The following is a 329-nucleotide window of genomic DNA, read 5'->3' as shown; positions in this document are numbered from 1 at the left end:
ATCCGGGGATCTCCTTGATCCTCGTGCTCTTGACGGCATCCGTGAGGAGGTAGAAGCGGATCCGCTGCACGCGGTTTGCGAGCATCTCTCGGAAGAACGTGGCGTAATCCGCTTCCTTGGAGCTCGGCTCGAGGATCGACTCGAGCGATCCGTCGGCCGACTGCTCTAGGAATCCCGCTGCGGCGCTGAAGATCCTCTTGGCCTCGGTCAGGCTAAGGGAGGCGTCGGGATCGCCAGTGTGCGTCCCCGCCAAGACGACAAGGGAGTCATCCCCGCCATCCTCGGCGTATCCGAGAATCTCGAGAACCTTGTTCCGGCGTCCACGGCAA

General features: G+C 62.3%; 1 pseudogene. It reads right to left on the bottom strand.

The features are described from left to right. Positions 1–298: pseudogene (locus tag IG178_RS24660) on the bottom strand (AIPR family protein); the annotation flags it as partial. Positions 299–329: the final 31 nt, after the last annotated feature.

Source organism: Neoluteolibacter marinus (genome assembly GCF_014904755.1).
Classification (GTDB): Bacteria; Verrucomicrobiota; Verrucomicrobiia; order Verrucomicrobiales; family Akkermansiaceae; genus Haloferula; species Haloferula marina.
Note: the sequence above shows the minus strand (reverse complement) of the source record. Positions and strands in the feature narration are given on the sequence as shown.